This is a genomic window from Nocardioides pantholopis (assembly GCF_003710085.1).
Classification (GTDB): Bacteria; Actinomycetota; Actinomycetes; order Propionibacteriales; family Nocardioidaceae; genus Nocardioides; species Nocardioides pantholopis.
This window is the reverse complement of record NZ_CP033324.1, coordinates 3,727,813-3,751,027: the sequence shown is the minus strand read 5'-3', so window position 1 is coordinate 3,751,027 and position 23,215 is coordinate 3,727,813. Positions and strand designations below refer to the sequence as shown.

Annotated in this window: 22 protein-coding genes and 2 pseudogenes; 15 read left to right on the top strand and 9 right to left on the bottom strand. The window is 73.5% G+C overall.

The window, feature by feature from the left end:
* Positions 1-15 precede the first annotated feature (15 nt).
* The 3 genes from EBO35_RS17905 to EBO35_RS17900 are packed head-to-tail and all read left to right on the top strand — an operon-like array spanning position 16 to position 2,391.
* Positions 16-1,128, top strand: coding sequence for a hypothetical protein (locus tag EBO35_RS17905; protein WP_164478034.1), 1,113 nt, complete (start codon positions 16-18; stop codon positions 1,126-1,128).
* Positions 1,125-1,853: a YgjV family protein gene (locus tag EBO35_RS19625; RefSeq protein WP_164478033.1), complete on the top strand. Its 729-nt coding sequence runs from the start codon at positions 1,125-1,127 to the stop codon at positions 1,851-1,853. The genes EBO35_RS17905 and EBO35_RS19625 overlap by 4 nt, the downstream gene beginning before the upstream one ends.
* A 52-nt stretch (positions 1,854-1,905) precedes the next feature.
* Positions 1,906-2,391: a hypothetical protein gene (locus EBO35_RS17900; RefSeq protein ID WP_122818930.1), complete on the top strand. Its 486-nt coding sequence runs from the start codon at positions 1,906-1,908 to the stop codon at positions 2,389-2,391.
* A gap of 6 nt (positions 2,392-2,397) precedes the next feature.
* On the opposite strand, the gene EBO35_RS17895 is transcribed toward EBO35_RS17900, so the two are convergent.
* Positions 2,398-3,585 (bottom strand): pyridoxal phosphate-dependent aminotransferase, encoded by a 1,188-nt coding sequence (locus EBO35_RS17895; RefSeq protein WP_122818929.1) that lies wholly within the window; start codon positions 3,583-3,585, stop codon positions 2,398-2,400.
* 53 nt (positions 3,586-3,638) lie between these two features.
* Between EBO35_RS17895 and pyrE the strand changes: the two genes are divergently transcribed.
* Together pyrE and EBO35_RS17885 are read left to right on the top strand one after the other, a co-directional pair.
* Complete coding sequence (gene pyrE / locus EBO35_RS17890) at positions 3,639-4,178, top strand: orotate phosphoribosyltransferase (RefSeq protein ID WP_122818928.1); 540 nt, start codon at positions 3,639-3,641, stop codon at positions 4,176-4,178.
* Complete coding sequence (locus EBO35_RS17885; protein WP_122818927.1) at positions 4,175-4,840, top strand: DedA family protein; 666 nt, start codon at positions 4,175-4,177, stop codon at positions 4,838-4,840. The genes pyrE and EBO35_RS17885 overlap by 4 nt, the downstream gene beginning before the upstream one ends.
* Before the next feature lie 10 nt (positions 4,841-4,850).
* On the opposite strand, the gene EBO35_RS17880 is transcribed toward EBO35_RS17885, so the two are convergent.
* On the bottom strand, positions 4,851-5,603 hold the full coding sequence (locus tag EBO35_RS17880; protein WP_122818926.1) for a DedA family protein: 753 nt from the start codon (positions 5,601-5,603) through the stop codon (positions 4,851-4,853).
* A 128-nt stretch (positions 5,604-5,731) separates the two neighbouring features.
* On the opposite strand from EBO35_RS17880, the gene EBO35_RS17875 reads away from it, so the two are divergent.
* Positions 5,732-6,439, top strand: a complete 708-nt coding sequence (locus tag EBO35_RS17875) for an RNA methyltransferase (protein WP_164478032.1) — start codon at positions 5,732-5,734, stop codon at positions 6,437-6,439.
* A 26-nt stretch (positions 6,440-6,465) separates the two neighbouring features.
* Here the strand turns inward: EBO35_RS17875 and EBO35_RS17870 are convergent, their stop codons facing one another.
* A complete protein-coding gene (locus EBO35_RS17870; RefSeq protein WP_122818925.1) occupies positions 6,466-6,936 on the bottom strand; it encodes an SLOG cluster 4 domain-containing protein in 471 nt (156 codons plus the stop codon).
* Between the two features lie 142 nt (positions 6,937-7,078).
* Between EBO35_RS17870 and fbaA the strand changes: the two genes are divergently transcribed.
* Positions 7,079-8,110: a class II fructose-bisphosphate aldolase gene (gene fbaA / locus EBO35_RS17865; RefSeq protein ID WP_122818924.1), complete on the top strand. Its 1,032-nt coding sequence runs from the start codon at positions 7,079-7,081 to the stop codon at positions 8,108-8,110.
* A gap of 32 nt (positions 8,111-8,142) precedes the next feature.
* Positions 8,143-8,562 carry a DUF3151 domain-containing protein gene (locus tag EBO35_RS17860; protein WP_122818923.1) on the top strand — a complete coding sequence of 140 codons (420 nt, stop codon included), beginning with the start codon at positions 8,143-8,145 and terminating at the stop codon, positions 8,560-8,562.
* A gap of 3 nt (positions 8,563-8,565) precedes the next feature.
* Here the strand turns inward: EBO35_RS17860 and lysS are convergent, their stop codons facing one another.
* Positions 8,566-10,281 (bottom strand): lysine--tRNA ligase, encoded by a 1,716-nt coding sequence (gene lysS, locus EBO35_RS17855; RefSeq protein ID WP_122818922.1) that lies wholly within the window; start codon positions 10,279-10,281, stop codon positions 8,566-8,568.
* A 153-nt stretch (positions 10,282-10,434) separates the two neighbouring features.
* Here lysS and EBO35_RS17850 point away from each other — a divergent pair, with 153 nt between their 5' ends.
* A complete protein-coding gene (locus EBO35_RS17850; RefSeq protein WP_122818921.1) occupies positions 10,435-11,427 on the top strand; it encodes a helix-turn-helix domain-containing protein in 993 nt (330 codons plus the stop codon).
* Between the two features lie 42 nt (positions 11,428-11,469).
* Here EBO35_RS17850 and EBO35_RS17845 read toward each other — a convergent pair whose 3' ends face one another.
* Positions 11,470-12,381, bottom strand: coding sequence for a diacylglycerol/lipid kinase family protein (locus tag EBO35_RS17845; protein ID WP_241153762.1), 912 nt, complete (start codon positions 12,379-12,381; stop codon positions 11,470-11,472).
* Positions 12,382-12,550: 169 nt separating this feature from the next.
* Between EBO35_RS17845 and EBO35_RS17840 the strand changes: the two genes are divergently transcribed.
* From EBO35_RS17840 to purB, 3 genes are read left to right on the top strand one after another with little or no spacing between them, the layout of a single operon-like run.
* Positions 12,551-13,834 (top strand): adenylosuccinate synthase, encoded by a 1,284-nt coding sequence (locus EBO35_RS17840; protein WP_122818920.1) that lies wholly within the window; start codon positions 12,551-12,553, stop codon positions 13,832-13,834.
* Between the two features lie 57 nt (positions 13,835-13,891).
* Entirely contained in the window at positions 13,892-15,172 is a 1,281-nt protein-coding gene (gene purD, locus EBO35_RS17835) for a phosphoribosylamine--glycine ligase (protein ID WP_122819929.1), read from the top strand.
* A complete protein-coding gene (gene purB, locus EBO35_RS17830) occupies positions 15,172-16,602 on the top strand; it encodes an adenylosuccinate lyase (protein WP_122818919.1) in 1,431 nt (476 codons plus the stop codon). The genes purD and purB overlap by 1 nt, the downstream gene beginning before the upstream one ends.
* Positions 16,603-16,657: 55 nt before the next feature.
* On the opposite strand, the gene EBO35_RS17825 is transcribed toward purB, so the two are convergent.
* The 3 genes from EBO35_RS17825 to EBO35_RS17815 all read right to left on the bottom strand — a co-directional run bounded on the left by EBO35_RS17825 (position 16,658) and on the right by EBO35_RS17815 (position 19,384).
* Complete coding sequence (locus EBO35_RS17825) at positions 16,658-17,227, bottom strand: carboxymuconolactone decarboxylase family protein (protein ID WP_122818918.1); 570 nt, start codon at positions 17,225-17,227, stop codon at positions 16,658-16,660.
* A 43-nt stretch (positions 17,228-17,270) separates the two neighbouring features.
* Positions 17,271-18,701, bottom strand: coding sequence for an MFS transporter (locus tag EBO35_RS17820; RefSeq protein ID WP_122819927.1), 1,431 nt, complete (start codon positions 18,699-18,701; stop codon positions 17,271-17,273).
* 86 nt (positions 18,702-18,787) lie between these two features.
* Entirely contained in the window at positions 18,788-19,384 is a 597-nt protein-coding gene (locus tag EBO35_RS17815; RefSeq protein ID WP_122818917.1) for a hypothetical protein, read from the bottom strand.
* A 54-nt stretch (positions 19,385-19,438) separates the two neighbouring features.
* On the opposite strand from EBO35_RS17815, the pseudogene EBO35_RS17810 reads away from it, so the two are divergent.
* Both EBO35_RS17810 and EBO35_RS19620 read left to right on the top strand, forming a co-directional pair.
* Positions 19,439-20,334, top strand: a pseudogene (locus tag EBO35_RS17810) (phosphoribosylaminoimidazolesuccinocarboxamide synthase).
* 1 nt (position 20,335) lies between these two features.
* Entirely contained in the window at positions 20,336-20,737 is a 402-nt protein-coding gene (locus EBO35_RS19620) for an SRPBCC family protein (RefSeq protein WP_164478077.1), read from the top strand.
* A 102-nt stretch (positions 20,738-20,839) separates the two neighbouring features.
* On the opposite strand, the pseudogene EBO35_RS20400 reads toward EBO35_RS19620, so the two are convergent.
* Positions 20,840-21,481 (bottom strand): annotated as a pseudogene (locus tag EBO35_RS20400) (phosphatase PAP2 family protein); the annotation flags it as partial.
* A gap of 148 nt (positions 21,482-21,629) precedes the next feature.
* Between EBO35_RS20400 and EBO35_RS17800 the strand changes: the two are divergent.
* Complete coding sequence (locus EBO35_RS17800; RefSeq protein ID WP_122818915.1) at positions 21,630-23,198, top strand: long-chain-fatty-acid--CoA ligase; 1,569 nt, start codon at positions 21,630-21,632, stop codon at positions 23,196-23,198.
* The last annotated feature ends 17 nt before the right edge of the window (positions 23,199-23,215 follow it).

The following is a 23,215-nucleotide window of genomic DNA, read 5'->3' as shown; positions in this document are numbered from 1 at the left end:
TGATGGAATGGGCCCATGAGTGAGCCCGTCTCCACCAGACCGCGCCAGGTGACGATGTCGGCCTGGCTGATCATGGGCGGGTCGATGTTCGTCGTGGTCTCGGTCTTCGAGCAGGTCGCCGGGATCTCCTCCCTGCGCACCCGCGAGGCGGTCGAGGACTTCCTCGCCGAGCCGCCCGGCGACGGGCTCGGGCTGGGCGTGGAGGGGGTCCTCGACCTGCTCCGGACCATGGCGATGGTCGCCGGCGCCTGCGCCGCGGCCGCTCTGGTCCTGGGCTACCAGGTCCTGCAGCGCTCCCGCAGCGCCCGGGTCGTGCTCTCGGTGCTGGCCGTGCCGCTGTTCATCAGCGGGCTGGTGGCCGGCGGGTTCATGTCCTCGGTCGTCGCGGCCGCCGTGGCGATGCTGTGGCTGCAGCCCGCCCGGGACTGGTTCGCCGGGATCGACCGGCCCGCGCCCCGGTCCGTCCAGGCAGAGCGCTCGGCGGCCCCGGTGTGGCCGCCGCCCGTCCAGCAGCCCCAGACCGAGCGGCCCCAGGTGGACCGGCCCCACGCCGACCGGCCCGGCGAGCAGGCGTCCGCCCCGCGTCCGTGGGCCGGCTACGGCACCGCGCCGAGCCAGGCGCAGGCGCCGTACGCCGGACCGGCGGGTGCCCAGCGGGCCGACCTGCAGGCGGCCAGCCGCCCCGCCGTCGTGCTCTGGGCCTGTGTCCTCACCTGGTCGGCCGCAGGCGTCGTCGGCGGCCTGATGCTGCTCACCGCGCTGGTGATGGCCGCGGCCCCGGACCCGATCTTCGACGAGATGCTCCGCCAGCGCCCGGACCTGCTGGAGTCCGCCGAGATGACCCAGGACCAGCTGGTGTCCGCCGTGCTCGTGGTCGCGGCCCTGGTCGTCGTGTGGTGCGCGGCCGTGAGCGTCGTCGCGGTGCTGGCGTTCCGGCGGGTCCGCTGGGCGCGGGTCGCCCTGGTGGTCTCCGCCGCGCTGGCCGGCCTGGTCTGTCTGGCCGGAACCCTGACCGGCAGCATCGTGCTGGCGGTGCCGTTCCTGGCCTGCGTGGCGACCGTCGCGCTGCTGTCGCGTCCCGAGTCCCGCTCCTGGTTCACCGCCGCACGTGGTTCGATGAACTCATGAGTGACTCCCCCCAGGGCCCCGGGCCGCACGACGACCAGCCGTCCGACCAGCCCTACGGTCAGCCGTCCCAGCAGCAGCCCTACGGCCAGGCGCCCGCGAACCCCTACGGTCACCAGCCCGGCCAGGAGCCCTACGGGCAGGCCGCCCCGCAGCCGTACGGCGCGCCGGGCCAGCAGCCCCAGCAGCCGTACGGCCAGCCCGGCGGGGCCTACCCGGCGTACGGACAGACCGAGCCCGACCGCGGCCGGCGGCCCGGCACGGTCACCGCCGCCGGCATCGTGACGATGGTCGTGGCGGGGCTGTCCCTGCTTGCGTTCGGGCTCACCGCGCTGGCGCTGCTGGCCTTCCCCGACGACCTCAAGAGCGACCTCGAGCGCGAGGTCCGCAACACCGAGGGGCTGGACGGCTTCAGCGCCTCGGACCTGATCGACTTCCTGGTCGTCGTGGTCGTGGTGCTCGCGGTCTGGTCGCTGATCGCGGTGGTCCTCGCGGTGCTTGCGATGCGCCGCTCGCAGGTGGCCCGGATCCTGCTGGTGATCTCGGCGGCGGTCACGGCCGTGCTCAGCCTGCTGACCATCACGTCCGCGGTCTCGCTGGTGCCCCTGATCGCCGCGATCGCGGTGATCGTGCTGCTGTTCACCGGCGGCGCCAACGACTGGTACGCCGGCCGCAATGACTCCCGGGAGTCCCGGGACCCCCAGCAGCCGGTCCAGCCCTGGTCCTGACCGGTCACCGGCCGAGGCCGGGGTCGCCGGGCGGACGTGGTTCCATCGGCGCATGAGCGACCCCGCGCAGGAACCCGACCGGGACCGGCGGCCCGGCACGGTCACCGCCGCCGGCGTCGTCACGCTGGTGATGGCCGGGCTCGCCACGCTCGGCTTCGGCGTCGCCGCCGTGATGGTGGTGACCTCCTCCGGCGACGGCGACGGGGGCGGCGACGGGGGCGGCGACGGGCAGGCGATGGCCGACTTCGTGGGCGCGGTCGCGGGGCTGCTCGCGGTCTGGTCGTTGGTCGCGGTGGTCCTGGCGGTGTTCGCGATGCGGCGCTCGCAGGTGGCCCGGGTCCTGCTGGTGGTCTCGGCCGCGGTGGTGGCCCTGCTCAGCCTGGTGGCGCTGGCCTCGGTGGTCTCGCTGGTGACGCTGCTCGGCGCGGTCGCGGTGATCGTGCTGCTGTTCACCGGTGGCGCGCAGGACTGGTACGCCGCGCGCGGTGCGCCGCAGCAGCGCCAAGAGTCGCCGCCGCCGGTCCAGCCCCGGTCCTGACCGGCCTCAGCGGCCGCCGGCGCGCAGGTCGGCGGCCGCCAGCCGGCGTACTCCCTCGGCGATGACCTCGGGCTGCTTGCAGAACGCCCACCGCACCAGGTGCCGGCCCGCGTCGGCGTCGTCGTGGAACCCCTGGGTGGGGATCGCGACGACGCCGGCCCGCTCCGGCAGGGCCAGGCAGAAGGCCAGCCCGTCGGGCCACCCCAGGGCGCTGGTGTCGGTCGTCGCGAAGTAGGTGCCCTCCGGCTCCCGGACGTCGAGCCCGGCGGCGGCCAGGCCCGCGCACAGCAGGTCGCGCCGCTCCCGCAGCTCGAGGGCCAGCCGCCGCGGGAAGTCCGGCTCCTCGTCGAGCGCGTGCGCCACCGCCGGCTGCAGCGGCGAGCCGGAGGTGAACGTCAGCCACTGCTTGGCGCCCAGCACGGCGCCGACCAGGTCGGCCGGACCGGTCGCCCAGCCGACCTTCCAACCGGTGAACGAGTAGGACTTGCCGGCGCTGGAGAGGGTCAGGGTCCGCTCGGCCATGCCGGGCAGGGTGGCGATCGGGACGTGCTCGTGGTCGTCGTAGGTGAGGTGCTCGTAGACCTCGTCGGTGACCACGACCAGGTCGTGCTCCACTGCCACGTCGGCGACGGCCTGGAGCTCGGCGCGGGTGAGCACGGTGCCGGTCGGGTTGTGCGGGCTGTTGAGCAGGATCAGCCGGGTCCGGGGGCTCACCGCGGCCCGCAGCGCGTCCACGTCGAGCCGGAAGTCCGGCGCCCGCAGGGTCACCGGGCGGCGCACGCCCCCGGCCATCTGGATCATCGCCAGGTAGGAGTCGTAGTAGGGCTCCAGCACGACCACCTCGTCGCCGGGGTCGACCAGGCCGAGCAGGGCCGCGGCGATCCCCTCGGTGCAGCCGGTGGTGACCACGACCTCGGTGTCGGGGTCGAGGTCGATCCCGTAGTGGCGGCGCTGGTGGCGCGCGATCGCCGCGCGCAGCGCGGGGACCCCGGGGCCGGGGGCGTACTGGTTGGCGCCGCCGCGCAACGCGGCCACGGCCTGCGCGATCACCGCCGGCGGGCCGTCGACGTCCGGGAACCCCTGACCGAGGTTGACGGCGCCCGTGCGGGCCGCCAGCGCGGACATCTGCGAGAAGATCGTCGGCGGGATGCCGTGCAGGCGGGTGGCGTGCCGCTGGCGTTGGGTGACCGGCATGGACCCACCGTACGGCCCGCGGGCGCTTGGGCGGCGTACGCGATGATGGGGGCGTGACGACCGCCGACACCGACCTCGCAGCCGACATCGACGCGACCTGCCGCCTGACCGGGACCTTCACCCTCCGGTCCGGCCAGGTCTCCTCGGAGTACTTCGACAAGTACCTCTTCGAGGCCGACCCGGCCCTGCTGTCGCGGGTGGCCCGGGAGATGGTGCAGCTGCTGCCGCAGGACACCGAGCTGCTCGGCGGCCTGGAGCTCGGCGGGGTCCCGATCGCGACGATGGTGGCCTCGATGACCGGGCACCGCACGCTCTTCGTGCGCAAGCAGGCCAAGACCTACGGCACCTGCAAGCTCGCCGAGGGGCCGGACGTCGCGGGTCGGCGGGTCACGCTGATCGAGGACGTGATCACCACCGGGGGCGCCGTCCGGGACGCGACCCGGGCGCTGCGCGAGGCCGGGGCGGTGGTGACCCACGTGGTGTGCGCGATCGACCGCAGCCCGGCGGGGGAGAACCCGCTCGCGGACGTCGGGCTGGAGGTCCGCGCCGTGCTGACCAAGGCCGACCTCGACGCCGCCCGCGCGCGCGCATGAGGGCCGGCACGCTGCTGGCGGCCGCGTCGGACCCCGAGGAGCTCGGCGGGGTCGCCGGCTGGGCCGTCGACCTGATGGAGCGTCTCGGCGCCCCGGGCGCCGGGCTCGCGATCGCGCTGGAGAATCTGTTCCCGCCGCTGCCGAGCGAGGTGATCCTGCCGCTGGCCGGCTTCACCGCCAGCCGGGGCAGCTTCGGCCTGGTCGAGGTGATCGCGTGGACGATCGCCGGCTCGGTGCTCGGCGCGCTGGTGCTCTACCTGATCGGCGCGGTCTTCGGCCGGGCTCGGATGTACTGGGTCTGGGAGCGGCTGCCGCTGGTCAAGGTCGAGGACCTGGAGAAGACCGAGGCGTGGTTCGGCAGGCACGGGCGCAAGGCGGTGTTCTTCGGCCGGATGATTCCGATCTTCCGCAGCCTGATCTCGGTCCCGGCCGGGGTCGAGCGGATGCCGCTGGGCCAGTTCCTGCTGCTCACCACCGCCGGCTCCACGATCTGGAACGTCGCGTTCGTGCTGGCCGGCTACTGGCTCGGCGAGCAGTGGCACAAGGTGGAGGGCGTCGCCGGCACCTTCCAGTGGGTAGTGATCTGCACAGTCGTGCTGGGCGTGTGCTGGTGGGTGGTGCTGCGCGTCCGCGCGACGCGGGCCACGCACCGCGACGCCTGAGCGGGACCGGTCAGGCCTCGTCGCGGGAGTGCTGCGACGGGGCGCGACCCGACGACTGCGGCGGCACCGTGGCGCCGGTGATGTCGCGGTCCGGGCGGCCGTCGTGGTCGCGGTCGTCGGCCTCCGGGCTGTCGGTGCGGCGGTGGCGCCACCACTCGTAGGCGATCGGCACCGCGGTGAACGCCAGGATGACCAGGAAGATCAGGTCGATGTTGTGCTCGAGCCACGGCACCGTGTGGCCGAGGAAGTAGCCCAGGCTGGTGACCACCAGCACCCAGGAGACCCCGCCGATCAGGCTCCAGACGTAGAAGCGTCGCCGGGGCATCAAGGTGATGCCGGCGACGACGGTGATGTAGGTGCGCACGAAGGCCACGAAGCGGCCGATCACCAGCGCCTTGTTGCCGTGCCGGTCGAAGAAGACCTCGGTCTGGTCGAAGTACTTCTGCTTCAGCACCCGCCCGTCGCGCTCCCGCAGGGAGGGGCCGATCTTGCGGCCTATCTCGTAGCCGACGACGTTGCCGAGCCAGGCCGCGGCCGTCATCAGCGTCATCGCGATCAGCAGCTCGACCAGCCGGGACCCGGGGAACAGGTCGATCTGGCCGGTGGCGATGAAGATGCCGAGCGCGAACAGCAGGCTGTCGCCGGGCAGGAACGGGAAGAACAGCCCGCACTCGATGAAGACGATGAGCAGGCTCAGCCAGAACAGCTCCGGGCCGAACTGCTGGAGCAGCCACTGCGGGTCGAGGAAATCGATCCCGAACATGAGTGGAGAGGGCAGCGAGGACAGATCTGCCGGAAGCACACTCACCACCTCAGCGTAACCGTCGCCGGCGAGGGGTTTATTCCGGTGCCGGTCGGTCAGGGGAGGGCGGGTGTCCTACGATTCCGCCGATGGACGGGGAGGGCAGCGACGCGGCGCAGCGGCGCGCGCCGTACGACCCGATGCCGCACGGGCCCGCCGAGGTCGGTGTCGGACCCTGGCCCGGCCCGTGGCCGACGGGCCCCGGCAGCGAGGTGTACGACGAGCAGCTGCTCGCCGAGGGCGACCGGCGCAACGTCGTCGACCGCTACCGCTACTGGAGCCTGGAGGCGATCGTCGCCGACCTGGACACCCGCCGGCACGGGTTCCACGTGGCCATCGAGAACTGGCAGCACGACTTCAACATCGGCACGATCGTGCGGACGGCCAACGCGTTCCTCGCCGCGCAGGTGCACATCGTCGGCAACCGGCGCTGGAACAGGCGCGGAGCGATGGTGACCGACCGCTACCAGCACGTGCACCACCACGAGACCGTCGCCGACCTCGCGGCGTACCTCGGCGAGCTGCCCGGGGGACCGGTGCCGCTGCTCGGTGTCGACAACCTGCCCGGGTCGCTGCACCTGGAGACGATGACGATGCCGGAGCGGGTCTGCTTCCTCTTCGGTCAGGAGGGCCCCGGCCTGTCCGCGGGCGCCCGGGAGGCGTGCGCGGGCACCTTCTCGATCGCCCAGTTCGGGTCCACCCGCTCCATCAACGCCAGCGCCGCCGCCGCGATCGCGATGCACTCCTGGATCCGGGCGCATGCCGACCTCTCCGGCGACGACGCCTGGCGCGGCTGAGGTCCGCCCCGACGCCGGGCGCGTCGCTACGCCAGGGCCCGGGCGAGCACCGCGACGGCGTCGGCCGGGTCCGCGGCGACCGGGCCGACGTCCTCGGGGAGGTCCCACGGCTCGAGCAGCACCAGGGGTACGCCGGTGCGGCGGGCCAGCGCGATCTCGCTGAGCGTGCCCCAGCTGCAGCCCACCGCCAGGACCGCGTCCGCGGCCCGCACCAGCAGGCCGTTGCGCAGCTCGCCGAGGCCGGTCGGCAGCAGGTGGGTGTGGTGCGGGGAGCCCGCGGCCCGGTCGCTGCCCGGCAGCAGCCCGATCGCCTCGCCGCCGGCCTGCGTGGCGCCGCGGGCGGCCGCGTCCATCACGCCGTGGTGGCCGCCGGTCAGGACCACGGCGCCCTGCTCGGCGAGCAGCCGGCCGACCTCGGCGGCGCGGGCCAGGTCTACGGGGCGGGCACCGTCGGCGGGGCCGACCACTGCCACGTAGCGCCCGGCCAGCGAGGTCACCGCCGGCCTTCCTCGGGGTCCGGAACCGGGGCAGGAGCGCGCATGGTCCGAGGCTACGCACCAGCCCTCCGGGGTGCGGCCGGGAGCCACTAGGCTGGCGAGCGACGTCGTACCGCCCCGCCTTGCCCGAGGAGTAGCCCCGATGCCCATCGTCACCCCCGAGAAGTACGCCGAGATGCTCGACGCCGCGAAGGCCGGGGCCTACGCCTTCCCGGCGATCAACGTGTCCTCGTCCCAGACGCTCAACGCCGCGCTCAAGGGGTTCGCCGACGCCGGCTCCGACGGCATCATCCAGGTCTCGACCGGCGGTGCCGAGTACCTCTCCGGGCCGTCGGTCAAGGACATGGTCACCGGCTCGGTCGCCTTCGCGGCGTACGCCGCCGAGGTCGCGAAGAACTACCCGGTCAACATCGCGCTGCACACCGACCACTGCCCCCAGGACAAGCTCGACGGGTTCGTCCGGCCGCTGCTGGCGATCTCCGAGGAGCGGGTCGCCCGCGGCGAGGCGCCGCTGTTCCAGTCGCACATGTGGGACGGGTCCGCGGTGCCGCTGGAGGAGAACCTGGTGATCGCCGAGGAGCTCCTGGACCGGTGCATCAAGGCGAAGATCATCCTCGAGATCGAGGTCGGCGTCGTCGGCGGCGAGGAGGACGGGGTCGCGCACGAGATCAACGACAAGCTCTACTCCACCCCCGAGGACGCGATCGCGACCGCGAAGAAGCTCGGCTACGGCGAGCGCGGCTACTACATGACCGCACTGACCTTCGGCAACGTGCACGGCGTCTACAAGCCCGGCAACGTCAAGCTCAAGCCCTCGGTGCTCAAGGCCGCCCAGGAGGCGGTCGTCGCCGAGTTCGGTCTCGAGTCCGGCGCCAAGCCGTTCCACCTGGTCTTCCACGGCGGCTCGGGCTCCTCGCCCGAGGAGATCGCCGAGGCCGTCGACTACGGCGTCGTGAAGATGAACGTCGACACCGACACCCAGTACGCCTTCACCCGCCCCGCCGCGGCGCACATGTTCGACAACTACGACGGCGTGCTGAAGATCGATGGCGAGGTCGGCAACAAGAAGGCCTACGACCCCCGTGCCTGGGGCAAGGCCGCCGAGGCCGGCATGGCCGCCCGCGTCGTCGCCGCCTGTGAGGACCTGCGCTCCGCCGGCAAGACCCTGGGCTGAGCCGCGGTGGGGGGCCGGGGCACAATCGACCCATGAGTCACGTGGACCTGATGGCCGGCCCCCCGCCCACCCACCTCCCGCAGGACCCGGCGGCCGAGCGGCTGGCGGCCGGCGAGGCCCCGGCGGCGGTGGTGCGCGACCTGCCGGCGTCCCCGTTCGCGTGGGCGGCGCTGGCCGAGCAGGCCCGCGACCAGGGCGCCGACGACGTCACGCTCTACGCCTACGCCCGGGTGGGCTACCACCGCAGCCTGGACCTGCTGCGTCGCAGCGGCTGGAAGGGCCACGGCCCGGTGCCGTGGGAGCACGAGCCGAACCGCGGCTTCCTGCGCTGCCTGGCGCTGCTCGCCCTGGCCGCCCGCGCCATCGGCGAGACCCCCGAGTGGGAGCGCTGCCGCGACTTCCTGCGCGAGTCCAGCCCCGCGGCGTACGACGCGCTGCTCGGCGCCGCCTGACGCTCAGGCGGGGGTGAGCAGCGCGCGGACCTTCGCGGTGCCCAGGGCCAGCAGCAGCGTGGGCAGCCGCGGCCCGCGGTCGGCGTCGACCAGCAGGTTGTAGAGCAGCTTGAAGAACGCCTTCTGGTCAGCCTTCACCTCGTCGGTGGGCGCGTCGTCGAGCTGCAGCCCCCGCGCCAGCTTCGGGACGCCGTAGACCAGCGCGGTCAGCTCGTCGGGGTCGGGGGAGTCCGGCAGCCGGTCGAGCAGCGTGGCGAGCCAGCGCCGCTCGTCCTCGCCCAGCGCGGCCAGCCGGGCGGTGTCCGGCTCCGAGCGCACCAGGGTGCGGTCCTCCGCCGGGACGAACTCGGCGGTCCAGGTCATCGCCTTGGTCAGCCGCGGCTCCAGCTCCGCGACCGTGCCGTGGGCGTGCCCGACCTCGCCGACGATCCGGCTGATCTGCTCGGCGCTGCCGGCGGTGACGTCGGCGACCGAGGACAGCAGCCGGAACGGCACGACGACGGCCGGGGTCGGCAGCGTCCCGGCGGTGCTCGTCGTCCGGGCCCGCTCGAACGCCAGCGTCTGGGCGTCCCGCTTCGCCGGGTCGGCGGCCTTGCGCGCCAGCGCGTCCCACTCGTCGTAGAGCCGGACCACCTCGGCGCCGAAGTCGACGTTGAAGGCCTGCCGGGGCTGGCGACGCACGTAGAGCCAGCGCAGGATCGGCGCCTCGAGGATCTTCAGGGCGTCCGCGGCGGTCGGCACGCCGCCGCGCGAGGAGGACATCTTCTGCATGCCGGCGACGCCGACGAACGCGTACCCCGTGAAGGACGGCGCGGGGGTGGCGTACACGCGCTTCACCAGCTCCTTGCCGACCGTGTACGACGAGCCGGGGGTGGCGTGGTCGAGCCCGGCGGGCTCGAAGTCGACGCCCTCGACCGACCAGCGCATCGGCCAGTCGACCTTCCACACGAGCTTGCCCTCGTGCTGGGTGGTCACGTTCGTGGTGCCGGAGAAGCCGCACGAGGAGCAGGTGTAGTCCAGGTCGGTGGTCTCGTCGTCGTAGCCGGTGACCTCGACGGTGTCCCGGCCGCAGTCGCGGCAGTAGGGCCGGTAGGGGAACCGGGCCAGGTCGCCGGGGCCGGCGACGTCCTCGTCCTGGTCGGCCACGGAGTCCGCGAGCGCGGCCGCCTCCTGGTCGCTCTCCGCGACCGGCTCGGCCTTCTTGGTGCGGAACTTGGCCAGCACCTCCTCGACCGTGTCCCGGTAGCGGATCGCGTGCAGGACCTGCTCGGTGTACGCGCCGGCGCGGTAGCGCTCGGTCTGGGAGATCTCCTCCATCTCCACGCCCAGCTCGACGAGCGCGTCGCGCAGCGGGGCCTTGAAGTGCTCCGCCCACGACTCGTGGCAGGCCCACGGGTCGGGAACGGCGGAGAGGGGACGGCCGATGTGCTCGGCCCAGGAGGGGTCCACGCCGGCCGGGACCTTGCGGAACCGGTCGAAGTCGTCCCAGCTGTGCAGGTGCCGCACGGGCAGGCCGCGGCGGCGGATCTCCTCGGCCACGAAGTGCACGGTGAGGAACTCACGCAGGTTGCCCAGGTGGATGGGACCGGACGGGCTGGCCCCCGAGGCGCAGGTGATCAGGCGGTCCTCGGGACCGGTGCGCCGGGCGTGCCGGATGGCGTCGTCGGCGGCCCGGGTGACCCAGTCGGTGGGTTCGCCGCTGTTGCTGCCTCGTGCCATCGGGTGCTTGCTCCTGGACTGGTGCTGGATGCGGGTGGGTGCTCCGGGAAGGCTAACGCGCGCGGGCGCTCCGGTCCGGACCGGTGGGCGCCGACGGGGCCGTCCTCGGTGGCGACCCGGCGGCGGGGCCGTCGGGGGCCTAGCATCCCACCAATGGCACGCGCGACCCCGACGACCCTGATGGGCGCCCTCGGCCTGCCCGTCCAGGTCGAGCGGCTCTACGACCGCATCCTGCGTCAGTCCGGGCGCGAGCTGATCTCGGTCGCCGAGGTGCTCACGCTCTCCTCCGAGGACCTGCTGCGCCAGCTCGAGCCGCTGCTCGAGCGCGGCGTGGTGCGGGTCGAGGACGCCCGGGTCTTCGTCGAGACCCCGGTCGAGGCCGTCACCCGGCTGCTCGGCGAGACCGCGGCCGGCGCCGCCCGGGCCCAGGCCCGGCTGCACGAGGTCGCCGCCGCGATCCCGTTCCTCTCCGGCAATGTCCCGCGGGCCTCGCTGGGCACCGGTCCGGAGGTCAAGCAGCTCGACGGCGAGGTGAGTGCCGGTGGCCAGCCGCGGCACCTGATCGCGGAGCTGGTCCGCACCAGCCCGGGGAACCTGTGCTGGCTGCGGCCCGACCAGTTCCGCCCGCCGCAGGGGGACGCGCTGGCGGGCGTGATCCGGGGCGTGGTCGAGGACGGCCGGCGCTCCCGGGCGATCTATCCGGTCCGGGCCCTCACCGAGGCCCGGGAGATCCTGACCGAGCGCGCGGCCCTCGGCGAGGAGATCCGGGTGCTGCCCCAGCTGCCCACCCGGATGCTGATCATCGGGACGAGCGTCGCGGTGCTGCCCGAGCCGCTCGGCTACTTCGACGAGCCGCGCACGCTGACCCGGCAGCGCGGCCTGGTCGAGGCGATGATCTTCTGGTTCGACATGATGTGGAACCGGGCCGCACCGGTGCCGGCGCTGGACAGCGACGACGTCCGCTCCGACCTGCGCCGGTTCCTGCTCCAGCAGCTCGCCTCCGGCGCCCAGGACGAGCAGATCGCCCGCCGGCTCGGGGTGAGCCTGCGCACCGTGCGGCGGCGGGTCGCCGACATCATGGAGGAGCTCGCCGTGGACACCCGCTTCCAGGCCGGTGTGGAGGCCGTCCGCCGGGGCTGGCTCTAGGCCGGCCGCCGGCTGGGAGCAGCGGAGCAGGGGGTCAGCGGATCAGGGCAGCACCATGCGGTACGCCGCCGGCTCCAGCCGCCAGGTCCGGGACCGCTCCGGGCCGTAGATCTCCCCGTCGGCGGCGCAGTAGAACTGCTCGCCGCTGATCGAGACCTGCTTGCCGCGCAGGTCCAGCACGTCGGTGCGCTCGGTGTGCTTGCCGCGCAGCAGCTGCGCGACGTACCCGAACCGGGCCACCGGGCCGGTCGCCAGCGAGATCATCACGTCGAGCAGGCCGTCCTCGGCGTCGGCGTCGGGGACCAGCGGGGTGCCGCCGCCGACCCGGCTGCCGTTGCCGACGGCGACCATCAGCACCGGCTGGTCGTAGTCGCAGACCAGCTCGCCGTCGACCTCGATGCGCAGCCGGACGTACGGCGGCCGGAACGACGAGAGCGCCGCTCCGATCGGGTAGCCGAGCTTGCCGAGGTTGACCTTGCCCACCCCGACCTGGTGCAGCCGGCCCTTCCAGCGGGCGCCGCGGCGGCTGGCCTGGGCGCCGGCGCCGGCGTGCACGCTGTTGACGACGACCTCGCCGACCTCGTCCAGGATCAGGTCCAGCGGGCGGACGTCGCCGTCGAGGATCACCCGCGCGGCGTCCTCGAGGTCGAGCGGGATGCCGTTGCCGCGGGCGAAGTCGTTGCCGGTGCCGAGCGGCAGCAGGGCGAGGACCGCGCCGGCCAGGTCGTTGCGCCGGTGCAGGGCCGAGACCACCGCGTGCAGGCTGCCGTCGCCGCCGGCGACCACGATCCTGCGGGACCCGGCGCGGGTCAGGGCGCCGTCGAGCTCTCCGGGGTTCGCGGTCTCCTGCACCTCCACCGAGGTGTGCTCCCGCAGCAGCGACAGAGCGCGCCCGAGGGTCTCCTCGTCCGCCGTGCCGGCATCGGCGTTCTTGATCACCAGGAGCGGGTCCACGGCGAGACCCTAGCCTGCGCGGGGGCGTCCCGGGCCTTCGTCGAATCCGGCTCGCGCCGAGCATTTTGGTAACGTGGCGCCGCAAGAGCCCGGTGCGTGTCGACTCGGCCGGGTCCGCTGCATGTGCGGCACCTTGCATTCCTGCAACCAAAAGGACGAGGGGTACCTCATGCCTGCAGTGGTCGTGCTCGGAGCCCAGTGGGGCGACGAGGGCAAGGGCAAGGCGACCGACCAGCTCGCCACCACCGATCCCATCGACTACGTCGTGCGCACCTCCGGCGGTCACAACGCCGGTCACACGATCGTCGTCAACGGCGAGAAGTACGCCACCCACCTGCTGCCCAGCGGCATCCTCACCCCCGGCGCGACCTCGGTCATCGCCAACGGCGTCGTGGTCTCCCCCGAGGCCCTGTTCCGGGAGCTCGACGGGCTGCTCGAGCGCGGTGTCGAGATCGGCGGGCTCGTGGTGAGCGCCAACGCCCACGTGATCGCGTCCTACCACTCCACGATCGACAAGGTCACCGAGCGGTTCCTCGGCAAGAACCTGATCGGCACCACCGGCCGCGGGATCGGGCCGGCGTACTCCGACAAGGTCGGGCGGATCGGGATCCGGATCGCTGATCTCTTCGACGAGGGCATCCTGCGCCAGAAGGTCGACGCGGCCCTCGACGTGCGCAACCACCTGCTCACCAAGATCTACAACCGCCGCGCCATCGACGCCGACGCGGTGGTCGAGGAGCTGCTCTCCTACGCCGAGCGGCTCCAGCCGATGGTGGCCGACACCTCGCTGCTGCTGAACCAGGCGCTGGACCGCGGCGAGACGGTGCTCTTCGAGGGCGCGCAGGCCACGATGCTCGACGTCGACCACGGCACCTACCCGTTCGTGACCAGCAGCAACCCGGTCGCCGGCGGCGTGTGCGTCGGCTCGGGCGTCGGCCCGACCCGCATCGACCGGGTGATCGGCGTGATCAAGGCGTACACCACCCGGGTCGGCTCCGGCCCGTTCCCCACCGAGCTCTTCGACGACGACGGCCTGCGCCTGCAGCAGCTCGGCGGCGAGATCGGGGTCTCGACCGGCCGGACCCGCCGCTGCGGCTGGTACGACGCGGTCGTGGCCCGCTACGCCGGCCGGGTCAACGGCCTGACCGACCTGTTCCTCACCAAGCTCGACATCCTCGGCGCCTGGGACCGGATCCCGGTCTGCGTGGCCTACGAGGTCGACGGGCAGCGGGTCGAGGAGATGCCGATGACCCAGACCGAGTTCCACCATGCCAAGCCGGTCTACGAGTACTTCGACGGGTGGGGCACCGACATCTCGGGGTGCCGCTCGTTCGCGGACCTGCCGAAGAACGCCCAGACCTACGTCGAGGCGCTCGAGCAGCTCTCCGGCACCAAGATCTGGGGCGTCGGGGTGGGCCCGGGCCGCGAGCAGACCATCGTCGTCCACGACTGATCGGGCGGACCGTCCGCCGTGCTCCCCCCGATAGGCTCTCGGCACGTGACGAACTCCCTGTCCTGTCTCGTGATCGGGACGGGTGGCCGCGAGCACGCCCTCGCGCTGGCCCTGGCCCGCGACCCGGCCGTGCACGCGGTGCACGCCGCCCCGGGCAACCCCGGGATCGGGGCCGTCGCCACGCGGCACGACGTCGACCCGATGGACCCGGCCGCGGTCGCGGACCTGGCCCGTCGCCTGGGCGTCGACCTGGTGGTCGTCGGCCCGGAGGCGCCGCTGGTGGCCGGGGTCGCCGACGCCGTGGTCGCGGCGGGGATCGCCTGCTTCGGCCCGTCCCGGGCGGCCGCCCGCCTGGAGGGGTCCAAGGCCTTCTCCAAGGAGGTCATGGCGGCGGCCCAGGTGCCGACCGCCCGGTCCCGCACCTGCGAGGACGCCGAGCAGGTCGCGGCCGCGCTGGACGAGCTCGGCGCGCCGTACGTCGTCAAGGACGACGCGCTGGCGGCCGGCAAGGGGGTCGTGGTCACCACCGACCGGGACGCCGCGCTCGCGCACGCCGCCGGGTGCGGCCGGGTCGTGGTTGAGGAGTTCCTGGACGGACCCGAGGTCTCGCTGTTCGCGATCTGCGACGGCACCACCGCCCACCCGCTCCAGCCCGCGCAGGACTTCAAGCGGATCTTCGACGGCGGCCGGGGCCCGAACACCGGCGGCATGGGCTCCTACACGCCGCTGACCTGGGCGCCGGCCGACCTCGCCGAGGTGGTCATCGAGTCCGTCGTCCAGCCGACCCTCGACGAGATGGCGCGCCGCGGCGCGCCGTTCCGGGGCTGCCTGTACGTCGGGCTGGCGCTGACCGCCGCCGGGCCGCGGGTCATCGAGTTCAACGTCCGGTTCGGCGACCCCGACATCCAGCCCGTGCTCGCGGTGCTCGACTCCCCGCTCGGGGAGCTGCTGCTCGCCGCGGCCCAGGGCCGGCTCGACGAGGTGCCCGCCCCGCGCTTCCGCGACGAGGCCGCCGTCAGCGTGGTGCTGGCCTCCGCCGGCTACCCCGAGACCTCCTCGAGCGGCGACGTGATCACCGGCGCCGACGCCGCCGACGCGGAGCCGGGCGTCGACGTGATCCACGCCGGCACCGCGCTGGCCGGCGACGAGCTGGTCACCGCCGGCGGCCGGGTGCTCGCCGTCCGGGCCACCGGCCCCGACGTCGCCGCCGCCCGCGCCGCGGCGTACGCCGCCGCCGACCGGATCGCGTTCGAGGGCCTCCAGCGCCGCTCGGACATCGCCGCCGAACCCCTGGGCGTCGTCGAGGGCGCCGCCGTCGCCGCCGTCAAGGAGTCCTGATGACCGTCCCCAACGTGCTCGCCACCCGCTACGCCGGGGCCGATCTCGCCCAGATCTGGTCGCCCGAGCACAAGATCGTGCTCGAGCGGCAGCTGTGGGTCGCGGTGCTCCGCGCCCAGCGCGACCTCGGCATCGAGGTCCCCGACGGCGTCATCGAGGCCTACCAGGCCGTCGTCGACCGGGGCGAGCAGGGCGTCGACCTCGCCTCGATCGCGGCCCGGGAGCGGGTCACCCGCCACGACGTGAAGGCGCGCATCGAGGAGTTCTGCGCGCTCGCCGGGCACGAGCACATCCACAAGGGCATGACCTCGCGGGACCTGACCGAGAACGTCGAGCAGCTCCAGGTCCGCCAGTCCCTCGCGCTGGTCCGCGACCGGGCGGTCGCCGCGGCGGCGCGCCTGGGCCGGCTGGCCGCCGAGCACCGCGCCACGGTGATGGCCGGGCGCAGCCACAACGTCGCCGCGCAGGCGACCACGCTCGGCAAGCGGTTCGCGACCGTCGCCGACGAGCTGCTGATCGGGATCGAGCGGGTCGAGGACCTGCTCGGCCGCTACCCGCTGCGCGGCATCAAGGGCCCGATGGGCACCGCCCAGGACATGCTCGACCTGCTCGACGGGGACGCCGCCAAGCTGGCCGACCTCGAGCAGCGGGTCGCGGCGCACCTGGGCTTCGACCGAGTGCTGACCTCGGTCGGCCAGGTCTACCCGCGCTCGCTCGACTACGACGCGGTCACCGCGCTGGCCCAGCTCGTCGCCGCTCCGTCGAACCTGGCGACCACGATCCGGCTGATGGCCGGCAACGAGGTCGTCACCGAGGGGTTCAAGGAGGGCCAGGTCGGCTCCTCGGCGATGCCGCACAAGATGAACAGCCGCTCCTGCGAGCGGGTCAACGGGCTCGCGGTGGTGCTGCGCGGCTACGTCTCGATGGTCGGCGAGCTCGCCGGCGACCAGTGGAACGAGGGCGACGTCTCGGACTCCGTGGTCCGCCGGGTGGCGCTGCCGGACGCGTTCTTCGCCGCCGACGGGCTGTTCCAGACGTTCCTCACCGTGCTCGACGAGTTCGGCGCGTTCCCGGCCGTGATCCAGCGCGAGCTGGACCGCTACCTGCCGTTCCTGGCCACCACCAAGGTGCTGATGGCGGCGGTCCGCAACGGCGTGGGCCGCGAGGCCGCGCACGAGGCGATCAAGGAGGCAGCCGTCGGCACCGCGCTCGACATGCGCCGCGGCCAGGCCGAGAACGACGTCTTCGCCCGCCTCGCCGCCGACCCCCGCCTCGGCCTGACCGCCGACCAGCTCGCCTCGCTGGTGGCGGACCCGATCACGTTCACCGGCGCCGCCGTCGACCAGGTCGACGAGGTGGTGCGCCGGGTCGAGGCCCTCGCGGCCCGGCACCCGGACGCCGCGGCGTACGTCCCGGGCGAGATCCTCTGACCGGCTGGCCTGGACTGTCCGCGCTGAGCGAGCCCGACCCCCGCCGGTCCCGAGGTCACCGCCCCCAGGTGACGGCGTCGCGGACCTGCAGCGGTACGCCGGCGCGCAGTTCCGGGTCAGGCACCGCGCCCAGGGCGTCGTTGACGGTGGAGAACGCCGCGCGCAGCGCCACGAAGGTGGTGATCGCGAAGACCTGCCGGTCGGTCCAGCCGGCGGCCCGCAGCTCCTCGACGTCGGCGGCGGTGGTGGCGTTGGGGTCCCGGGCGACGGTGCGCGCCCAGGTCGCCATCGCGTGCTCGGCGGGGCTCAGCCCGTCGTCGGACCCGCGGAGCACGGCCGCGGCGAGGTCGGGGTCCGTGACGGTCGCGAGCTTCCCGCCCCAGGCCAGCGAGCAGTAGGAGTCGCCGACCGTGGCGGCGCCGGATACCACCAGGATCGCGCGCTGGCGCAGGGTCAGCCCGCCGGCCTCGACCAGCTCCTCGAGCAGCGCGAACAGCTGCTGATGCGCAGGCGGGTGGTGCGCCCAGAGGTGGGAGAGGTCCATGACGTACCCGTACGAGGACCGATCGTCGTCGTAGAGCGCCCGGGCGTCGGCGGTTTCCGGGGCGTCGCCGAGGAAGGCCATGAGTCACTCGACACCCGGCGGGCGGCGAGCGTCAAGAGCTCGCTCAGGCGCGCACGCGCGCGTCGCGGAGCGCCACCGCGAGGGCGAGGCCGAGCAGCACCAGCGAGCAGATCAGCGCGGCCCGGAGCGCGACGGCGGGGCCGTGGTCCAGGCCGATGCTGTAGGCAGTCATCAGGGCCGCGGCCCCGAACGCGGTGCCGATGCGCTGCCCGGTCTGGAGCGCCCCGCCGGCCGCGCCGCCCATCGCGGGCGGGACCCCCTCGAGGGTGAGTGTGAAGTTCGGCGAGATGACCCCGCCGCCGCCGAGCCCGGCCAGCAGCAGGGTCGGGACCAGCACGGCCACCAGCGCCGTGCCCTCGCGGCCCGGCGCGAGCAGCGTGACGAGCAGGGTGCCGGTGATCATCACCGACAGCGCCAGCACCGTGATCCGCCGGCCCAGGCGGGTCACCAGCCGTCCGGAGAGCGGTGCGGTGAACGCCGCGCCGACGGCGAACGGCGTGGTGAGGGCACCCGCGGCGAGCGGCGAGAGCCCGAGCTGCTCCTGCAGGTGCACCGAGAGCACCAGGAAGATCCCGGTGAACCCGGTGAAGTAGAGGGTGCCCACGACCAGGCCGCCGGCGTACCCGGAGACCCGGCGCAGCAGGCCGACGTCGAGCAGCGGAGGCCGGCCCTGGGCGCGCAGCCGGCGCTCCCAGGCCACGAAGGCCCAGCCCAGCGGCGGCGCGAGGACCAGCAGCAGCAACGGCAGCCGGGCCCCGCCCTCCGCGCTGACCAGCGGGTAGAGCACGCACAGCACCGCCCCGCCGAGGAGCACCGCGCCGGGGATGTCGATCCAGGGGCGCTCGTCGGCCCCCGGGGGCTTCCCGGGGGCCAGCCGCAGGATCGCGACCATCGCGACCAGCCCGATCGGGATGTTGACCAGGAACAGCCAGCGCCAGCCGTCCTGCTCCCCGGCCAGCGCGATGATCGCGCCACCGAGGATCGGCCCGCACGCGGAGGCCGTCGCCACCGTGAACCCGAACAGGCCGAAGGCGCGGCCCCGCTCGGGGCCGCGGAAGAGGTCCTGGATGAGTCCGGAGTTCTGCGGCGTGAGCAGCCCCGCGGAGGCGCCCTGGACCAGCCGGGCCGCCACGACCGTCTCGATGTTCGGCGCGAACCCGACAGCGGCGCTGGACGCCACGAAGCCGGCCAGCCCGATCGCCATCATCCGCTTGCGTCCGTAGGCGTCCCCGAGCCGGCCGCCGGCCACCAGGGTCAGCCCGAAGGCCAGCGCGTAGCCCGAGATCACCCACTGCACGGTGGCGGTGGAGGCCTCGAGCCCGGCCCGCAGGGACGGGATCGCGACGTTCACGATCGTCACGTCGAGCAGCGACATGAACCCGACCACGAGACTGACGCCGAGGATGCGCCAGCGGCGGGGGTCGGGCTCGAACCCGTCCTGGGGCGGCGCGGAGGCCGGCGTCTGCTTCGTCATCGTCGAGAACAGTGCCCCGTCGGCCCGCACGTCACGCTGTGTCGTCACGGGTCGTCACGGGTGGCCGCGGGTCGGACGCCCCGCCCTCAGACCAGCGCGCGCCCGTCGTGGGTGGCGAGCCGGGCGGCCACCGCCGCCAGGTCGGCCCTCCAGACGTCCTCCGGCCCGGGCGGGAGGACCTCGTCCCAGTCGACCGAGAAGCTGCCGCGCAGGCTGGTCAGCCGCTCGGTGCGTGCGTGGAACCAGGTGTGCAGGTGCTCGCACCCGTCGCCCCAGCGGCTGACGTGCACCCGGCCGACGTGCGGGAGCCGCTCCATGATCCGGGCCAGCCAGACGCTGATCCGGCCGTGCTCGCCGGCCATCGCGTCGTCGAGGTCGGGCAGGTCGAGATGCTCCAGCGGCTCCAGCACCAGCACCAGCGGCAGCCCGGAGCGCTGCGGCAGGTGCTTGACCCGCCAGTTGTCGTTCACCCAGATCGTGCCGGGCTGGTCGCCGCACAGCGGGCAGGACCGGCCGTCCTCGCCGGCCCGGGCCGGCTCGTCCTGCGGCCCCGCGAGGTGGCGTACGGCGAGCCGCCCGTCGACGACCGTCCACGGGAAGGTGGGCCACTCGGCGACGTCGGGGAGGGGCAGCGGCTCGGCGGCGGCGACGCGGCGGTGCACCTCTTCTGCGGACTCGGCCATGTCCGGACCCTGTCACGCGCGGGCGGCGAGGTGAAGCCCCCCTAGGCTGGCCCCGTGGTCGACCTGAACATCCCCGACGCCCCGACGATCCCGGGCGCCCGCCACCTCCACTCCGGGAAGGTGCGCGACCTCTACGAGATCGAGGGCGGCGAGCACGCCGGCCGGCTGCTGATGGTGGCCAGCGACCGGATCTCGGCCTACGACTTCGTGCTGTCCTCCACGATCCCGGACAAGGGCGAGATCCTGACCCGGATGTCGCTGTGGTGGTTCGACCGGCTCGACGACCTGGTGCCGCACCACGTGATCTCCACCGACGTCCCCGACGCGGTGCGCGGCCGGGCGGTGATCTGCGAGCGCCTGGAGATGTACGCCGTGGAGTGCGTGGCCCGCGGCTACCTCACCGGCTCCGGCCTCGCCGACTACCGCGCCACCGGCGAGGTCTGCGGCGTCCACCTGCCCGCGGGGCTGGAGGACGGCAGCCGGCTGCCGGAGCCGATCTTCACCCCGGCCAGCAAGGCCGCGGTCGGCGACCACGACGAGAACGTCTCCTACGCGGCCGTCGCGGCCAGCGTCGGCGAGGACACGGCGGCGGCGCTGCGCGAGCTCACGCTGGCTGTCTACGAGCGGGCCGAGGGCATCGCCCGCGAGCGCGGGATCGTGCTGGCCGACACCAAGCTCGAGTTCGGCGCCCGCCCCGACGGCGTGATGGTGCTCGCCGACGAGGTGCTCACCCCGGACTCCTCGCGCTTCTGGCCGGCCGACCAGTGGCGGCCGGGCCGCACCCAGCCCTCCTACGACAAGCAGATCGTGCGCAACTGGCTGACCTCCGCGGAGTCCGGCTGGGACCGCAGCTCGGGGGCGGCGCCGCCCCCGCTGCCCCCGAGGTCGTCGAGCGCACCCGGTCGCGCTACGTCGAGGCCTACGAGCTGCTCACCGGGGAACGGTTCTAGGGTGCTGCACCTGCCGGTCCCGCCGGAGGCGGCCTTCGACTACCTGGTCGAGCCGCGGAACCGGCCGGCCTGGCAGTCCAGCCTGGTCCGGGTGGCCGAGGTCGACGGCGGGCCGCGGGTCGGCCAGACCTGGGTGGACGTGACCGGCCTCGGCCTGCGACCGCGGATGCGGACCACGGTCCTGGACCGCCCGCACCGCTGGACCGAGCAGGGCACCTGGCGCCGGTTCCGTGCCGACCTCACCCTCGAGTTCGCCCCGGCTCCCGGAGGCTGCGTGGTGGAGGCCTCGATGACGGTCCGGGCCAGCGGGCCCGGACGGCTGGTGGCGCTCCTCCTCGCCCGGGTCGCGCCGTACGCCGTGCGGGCGGACCTGCGTCGTGCCGCCCGCCGGTTGGCGGGCTGAGCGAGTTGAGCGAGGTCGCCCCCGTCGGGACGGACGCAGCCAGACCAGTGACAGCACGACCAGGGCGGCGCCGGCGATCGCGTCGAGCAGGTAGTGGTTGGCGGTGACCACGACGGTCGCGGTCGTCAGCACCGGGTGCAGCAGCCAGACCCACCGCCACCGGCTGGAGCCGCGCACCACCAGGACGATGGCCAGCAGCAGCGCCCAGCCGACGTGCAGGCTCGGCATCGCGGCGTACTCGTTGGCCAGGCCGGAGAGCGGGGAGCCGTCGTACACGCTCGCCCCCGAGCGCTGACCGGTGTCGACCATGCCGGAGGCCGCGAGCAGCCGGGGCGGCGTCACCGGCAGCACGATGTGGACGACCATGGCGACCCCGGTGACCGCCACCAGCGCGTGCTTGGCCCAGCGGTAGCCGGTGCGGTCGTGGACGAAGAGCCAGACCAGCACGCCGATCGTCACCGGGAAGTGCAGCAGGTAGTAGCGGTCGGCCAGGCCGACGAGGTGGTGCACCTGGAGGGCCTGCGCCTGGAGGAATGCCTCGTTGGGCAGGGACAGGGCCGCCTGCAGGTCGAGCACGGCCCGGGCGTTGTCGTCGGCGGGGGCCACCCGGCCGGTCGCGACCAGCCGGCCGAGGTTGTAGGCGCCGAACAGGACGAGGACCGAGACCAGCTCCAGGAGGGCAGGCACCAGCCGCCGGGCCGTCGTCCGTGGTCCGGCGCCCGGGGAGCTGCAGCCGGCGGTCATGCTCATGGTGACAACCGTCGCTGGCGGACGTGGTCGGCCGCAACGGGAATGACCCCGGTCGGTCCCCGAGACGTTCCCCCGAGCCTGGCGGGAGGGCGGCTGCGCGACGTGGTGACCGACCAGTAGGTTGTGGCTCACACCCGTCGTGATGGAGGCCACGTTGAGCTACAACCTGTCGACCCTGCTCGAGGAGAGCGCCCAGAAGTACCCCGATCGCGAGGCGATCGTCATCAACGACACCCGGCTGACCTACGCCACCGTCGACACGTTCGCGAACATGTGCGCGAACCTGCTGGTGGCGCGCGGGATCAAGCCGGGCGACAAGGTGGCCCTGAGCTGCCCGAACCTGCCGTTCTTCACGGTCGTCTACTTCGGCATCCTCAAGGCCGGAGCCACCGTGGTGCCGCTCAACGTCCTGCTCAAGGGCCGCGAGATCGCCTACCACCTCCAGGACTCCGACGCGAAGGCCTACTTCTGCTTCGAGGGCACCGAGGACCTCCCGATGGGCGCCAACGGCCACGAGGGGTTCTCGGCCACCGACGGCTGCGAGCACTTCTTCGTCATCACCGCCGACCTCGCCGCCCCGTCGCCGATCGAGGGCGTGGAGACGATGGCCGGCGCGATGATGGCCCACCCCGGGGAGTTCGAGACCGTCGCGACCGACGAGGACGACACAGCTGTCATCCTCTACACCTCCGGCACCACCGGGCAGCCCAAGGGCGCCGAGCTGCGGCACCGCAACATGCGCGACAACGCGCTCAGCGGCGAGCAGCTCTTCGGTGCGAGCGCCGAGCGCCCCGACACCTCCCTGTGCGTGCTGCCGCTGTTCCACTCCTTCGGCCAGACCGTGTGCCAGAACGGCGTCTTCGCCTACGGCGGGACCGTCGTGATGCAGCCGCGCTTCGAGCCGCACGCCGCCCTGGAGCTGATGCTGAAGGAGAGGATCACCTCGTTCGCCGGCGTCCCGACGATGTACTGGGGCCTGCTCGGCGCGCTCGGGGCCGGGGTCGACGTCACGCCGATCGCCGAGAACCTCCGGGTCGCCGTGGCCGGCGGCTCCGCGCTGCCGGTCGAGGTGCACCGCGAGTTCCAGTCCAAGTTCGGGGTGACGATCCTCGAGGGCTACGGCCTCTCGGAGACCTCGCCGGTCGCCTCGTTCAGCAAGTACGGCGAGCCGGTGCGGCCGGGCTCGATCGGGGTCCCGATCCCCGGCGTCGAGATGAAGCTGATCGACCCGGAGTGGAACGAGATCACGGCCGGCACCGACGAGATCGGCGAGATCGCGATCAAGGGCCACAACGTGATGAAGGGCTACTACAACCGCCCCGAAGCCACCGCCGAGGCGATCCGCGACGACTGGTTCCGCACCGGCGACCTGGCCCGCAAGGACGAGGACGGCTGGTACTACATCGTCGACCGGGCCAAGGAGATGATCATCCGCGGTGGGTTCAACGTCTATCCCCGCGAGATCGAGGAGGTGCTCCTCACCCACCCCGAGGTGTCGCTGTGCGCGGTGATCGGGGTGCCGAACGAGAGCCACGGCGAGGAGATCAAGGCAGTCGTCATCCGGACCGAGGGCTCCTCGCTCACCGAGGACGAGCTGATCGGCTGGGCCAAGGAGCAGATGGCCAACTACAAGTACCCGCGCCTCGTGGAGTTCCGCGACAGCCTGCCGATGACCGCGACCGGGAAGATCCTCAAGCGCGAGCTGTCCTGACGGACCGCTCGCAGGAC